Annotated in this window: 3 rRNA genes; all 3 read left to right on the plus strand. The window is 61.1% G+C overall.

What is annotated here, in order from left to right:
• Positions 1-1,387: ribosomal RNA gene (locus ACI8AF_RS27405) — 16S ribosomal RNA — on the plus strand; the annotation flags it as partial.
• A 452-nt stretch (positions 1,388-1,839) separates the two neighbouring features.
• Positions 1,840-4,973 (plus strand): 23S ribosomal RNA (locus tag ACI8AF_RS27410).
• A 106-nt stretch (positions 4,974-5,079) separates the two neighbouring features.
• Positions 5,080-5,196: ribosomal RNA gene (rrf, locus tag ACI8AF_RS27415) — 5S ribosomal RNA — on the plus strand.
• The last annotated feature ends 1 nt before the right edge of the window (position 5,197 follow it).

Consider the following 5,197-nt stretch of genomic DNA (forward strand, 5'->3'; position numbering starts at 1 on the left):
GGGATAACTCCAAGAAATTGGGGCTAATACCGGATATGTCCGCTGACCGCATGGTCTGGTGGTGGAAAGGTTTTTCCGGCTGGGGATGGGCCCGCGGCCTATCAGCTTGTTGGTGGGGTAGTGGCCTACCAAGGCGACGACGGGTAGCCGGCCTGAGAGGGTGACCGGCCACACTGGGACTGAGACACGGCCCAGACTCCTACGGGAGGCAGCAGTGGGGAATATTGCGCAATGGGCGGAAGCCTGACGCAGCGACGCCGCGTGGGGGATGACGGCCTTCGGGTTGTAAACCTCTTTCAGCAGGGACGAAGCCGCGAGGTGACGGTACCTGCAGAAGAAGCACCGGCCAACTACGTGCCAGCAGCCGCGGTAATACGTAGGGTGCAAGCGTTGTCCGGAATTATTGGGCGTAAAGAGCTCGTAGGCGGTTCGTCGCGTCGGCTGTGAAATCCCGAGGCTCAACCTCGGGTCTGCAGTCGATACGGGCGGACTGGAGTTCGGCAGGGGAGACTGGAATTCCTGGTGTAGCGGTGAAATGCGCAGATATCAGGAGGAACACCGGTGGCGAAGGCGGGTCTCTGGGCCGATACTGACGCTGAGGAGCGAAAGCGTGGGGAGCGAACAGGATTAGATACCCTGGTAGTCCACGCCGTAAACGTTGGGCGCTAGGTGTGGGGGCCATTCCACGGTCTCCGTGCCGCAGCTAACGCATTAAGCGCCCCGCCTGGGGAGTACGGCCGCAAGGCTAAAACTCAAAGGAATTGACGGGGGCCCGCACAAGCGGCGGAGCATGTTGCTTAATTCGATGCAACGCGAAGAACCTTACCTAGGCTTGACATGCACGGAAATCTCGCAGAGATGCGGGGTGCCTTTGGCGTCGTGCACAGGTGGTGCATGGTTGTCGTCAGCTCGTGTCGTGAGATGTTGGGTTAAGTCCCGCAACGAGCGCAACCCTCGTTCCATGTTGCCAGCACGTGATGGTGGGGACTCATGGGAGACTGCCGGGGTCAACTCGGAGGAAGGTGGGGATGACGTCAAATCATCATGCCCCTTATGTCTAGGGCTGCAAACATGCTACAATGGCCGGTACAAAGGGCTGCGATACCGCGAGGTGGAGCGAATCCCAAAAAGCCGGTCTCAGTTCGGATTGGGGTCTGCAACTCGACCCCATGAAGTTGGAGTCGCTAGTAATCGCAGATCAGCAACGCTGCGGTGAATACGTTCCCGGGCCTTGTACACACCGCCCGTCACGTCACGAAAGTCGGTAACGCCCGAAGCCGGTGGCCCAACCCCTCGTGGGAGGGAGCCGTCGAAGGCGGGATCGGCGATTGGGACGAAGTCGTAACAAGGTAGCCGTACCGGAAGGTGCGGCTGGATCACCTCCTTTCTAAGGAGCAGCCGGCGCCGGCCCCCGGGTGGGGTGTCCGGTGCGGGGCCATGCCAGGCCGAGATGGCCGCCCAAGCGTGGGCGGGCACGGGGTGTCTGGGTGGTGCTCGAGGGTGGAACGCTGACCAGTTCGGCCGCCGGCTCCCCGCCGGCCCCCAGTACTGCCCGTCCCCGTGTGGGGGTGGGCGTGGACCGGGGCGGGGTGGGGGTGCGGGGTCGTAGGCACGCTGTTGGGTCCTGAGGGAGCGGGCCCGCCGCCGGGAGCATGGTCTCCGGGCGAGTGGGGTCGTTGTCTCAGCCGGGGCCGTCCCGGTTCCCAGACCGCCGCACGTGTGCGGGCCGGTGGGGGCGTGTGCGGGGTGGTGGCTGGTTGTTGTTTGAGAACTGCACAGTGGACGCGAGCATCTTTCTTTTTGAGTGTTTGCAGGCGATTTTCTGTTTGTGGGCCGTGTGGTCAAGTTGTTAAGGGCGCACGGTGGATGCCTGGGCACCAGGAGCCGATGAAGGACGTGGGAGGCTGCGAGAAGCCTCGGGGAGCTGCCAACCGAGCGTTGATCCGAGGATGTCCGAATGGGGGAACCCCGCACCAGTCATGTGGTGTGACCCGCGCCTGAACACATAGGGCGTGTGGAGGGAACGTGGGGAAGTGAAACATCTCAGTACCCACAGGAAGAGAAAACAACAGTGATTCCGTGAGTAGTGGCGAGCGAAAGCGGATCGAGGCTAAACCGGTGGCATGTGATACCCGGCAGGGGTTGTGTCAGCGGGGTCGTGGGACCGCTCGTGCCGTTCTGCCGGACGGCGAGGGAGTGAGAAAGATCCGTGGTTAGTGGAAGGCCTCTGGAAGGGGTCGCCGTAGAGGGTGAGAGCCCCGTACACGAAAACCCGGGTCCTCCCGAGCGTCATCCCAAGTAGCACCGAGCCCGTGGAATTCGGTGTGAATCCGGCGGGACCACCCGCTAAGCCTGAATACTTCCTGGTGACCGATAGCGGACGAGTACCGTGAGGGAAAGGTGAAAAGTACCCCGGGAGGGGAGTGAAATAGTACCTGAAACCGTGTGCCTACAAGCCGTGAGAGCCTCGAGTGCCCCCGTGGTGCCGGGGTGATTGCGTGCCTTTTGAAGAATGAGCCTGCGAGTTAGCGGTGCGTGGCGAGGTTAACCCGTGAGGGGTAGCCGTAGCGAAAGCGAGTCCGAACAGGGCGTTTCCAGTCGCGTGCTCTAGACCCGAAGCCGAGTGATCTACCCATGGCCAGGTTGAAGCGCGGGTAAGACCGCGTGGAGGACCGAACCCACCAGGGTTGAAAACCTGGGGGATGAGCTGTGGGTAGGGGTGAAAGGCCAATCAAACTCGGTGATAGCTGGTTCTCCCCGAAATGCATTTAGGTGCAGCGTCGCGTGTTTCTTGCCGGAGGTAGAGCACTGGATGGCCGATGGGCCCCACAAGGTTACTGACGTCAACCAAACTCCGAATGCCGGTAAGTGAGAGCGCGGCAGTGAGACTGCGGGCGATAAGGTTCGTAGTCGAGAGGGAAACAGCCCAGATCATCGGCTAAGGCCCCTAAGCGTGTGCTAAGTGGAAAAGGATGTGGGATCGCAGAGACAACCAGGAGGTTGGCTTAGAAGCAGCCACCCTTGAAAGAGTGCGTAATAGCTCACTGGTCAAGTGGTTCCGCGCCGACAATGTAGCGGGGCTCAAGCACACCGCCGAAGCCGTGGCACTCACACGTGCAAGCCCGTCGCCGGCCTCGGGCCGGCGGCCAGGTGTGTGGGTGGGTAGGGGAGCGTCGCGTGGTGGGCGAAGCGGCGGAGTGATCCAGCCGTGGACGCCACGCGAGTGAGAATGCAGGCATGAGTAGCGAAAGGGGAGTGAGAAACTCCTCCGCCGGATGACCAAGGGTTCCTGGGCCAGGCTAATCCGCCCAGGGTGAGTCGGGACCTAAGGCGAGGCCGACAGGCGTAGTCGATGGACAACGGGTTGATATTCCCGTACCCGCGAAGGAGCGCCCATGCCGAACCCAGCGATGCTGACCACCCGACATCACACCGAGCCTTCGGGCGAGGCGTGGTGGAGCGTGGGACCCGGACTGGTAGTAGGCAAGCGATGGGGTGACGCAGGAAGGTAGTCCTCCCGGTGAGTGGTAGTACCGGTGCAAGGGTGTGGCCCGCGCCATAGGCAAATCCGTGGCGCACGAAGGGTGAGGCCTGACGCATAGCCGAATGAGGCGAATGGGATGATCCTATGCTGCCGAGAAAAGCCTCTAGCGAGTTCCGAGCGGCCCGTACCCCAAACCAACTCAGGTGGTCAGGTAGAGAATACCGAGGCGATCGAGCGAACTGTGGTTAAGGAACTCGGCAAAATGCCCCCGTAACTTCGGGAGAAGGGGGACCCCAGCCCGTGACCACCCGCGCGGTGGGCAGCGGGAGGGGGTCGCAGAGACCAGTGAGAAGCGACTGTTTACTAAAAACACAGGTCCGTGCGAAGTCGTAAGACGATGTATACGGACTGACGCCTGCCCGGTGCTGGAACGTTAAGGGGACGGGTTAGCTCCTTCGGGGGCGAAGCTCAGAACTCAAGCGCCAGTAAACGGCGGTGGTAACTATAACCATCCTAAGGTAGCGAAATTCCTTGTCGGGTAAGTTCCGACCTGCACGAATGGCGTAACGACTTCTCAGCTGTCTCAACCACAGGCTCGGCGAAATTGCACTACGAGTAAAGATGCTCGTTACGCGCGGCAGGACGGAAAGACCCCGGGACCTTTACTATAGCTTGATATTGGTGTTCGGTTCGGCTTGTGTAGGATAGGTGGGAGACTGGGAAGTGGGCACGCCAGTGTCCATGGAGTCGCCGTTGAAATACCACTCTGGTCGAATTGGATGTCTAACCTCGGTCCGTGATCCGGATCAGGAACAGTGTCAGGTGGGTAGTTTAACTGGGGCGGTTGCCTCCCAAAATGTAACGGAGGCGCCCAAAGGTTCCCTCAGCCTGGTTGGCAATCAGGTGTCGAGTGCAAGTGCACAAGGGAGCTTGACTGCGAGACCGACGGGTCGAGCAGGAGCGAAAGCTGGGACTAGTGACCCGGCACCGGCATGTGGAAGCGGTGTCGCTCAACGGATAAAAGGTACCCCGGGGATAACAGGCTGATCTTCCCCAAGAGTCCATATCGACGGGATGGTTTGGCACCTCGATGTCGGCTCGTCGCATCCTGGGGCTGGAGTAGGTCCCAAGGGTTGGGCTGTTCGCCCATTAAAGCGGTACGCGAGCTGGGTTTAGAACGTCGTGAGACAGTTCGGTCCCTATCCGCCGCGCGCGTAAGAGACTTGCGAAGAGCTGTCCCTAGTACGAGAGGACCGGGACGGACGAACCTCTGGTGTGCCAGTTGTACCGCCAGGTGCACTGCTGGTTGGCTACGTTCGGCAGGGATAACCGCTGAAAGCATCTAAGCGGGAAGCTCGCTTCAAGATGAGGTCTCTCACCCACTCGATGGGGTAAGGCCCCCGCCCAGACCAGCGGGTTGATAGGCCGGAAGTGGAAGCACCGCAAGGTGTGCAGCTGACCGGTACTAACAGGCCGAGGACTTGCCACACACACCCCCACGACGGGGTCGTGCCGCGGGCACTTGAAAGAGCATTGCGTCCACTGTGCGGTTCTGAACCAACGACCAGTTCCTGGTTGCGGCAGGTTCACAGCGTTACGGCGGCCATGGCGAGAGGGAAACGCCCGGTCTCATTCCGAACCCGGAAGCTAAGCCTCTCAGCGCCGATGGTACTGCCCCGGAGACGGGGTGGGAGAGTAGGACGCCGCCGGACA

It is taken from the genome of Blastococcus sp. SYSU D00669 (assembly GCF_054050715.1).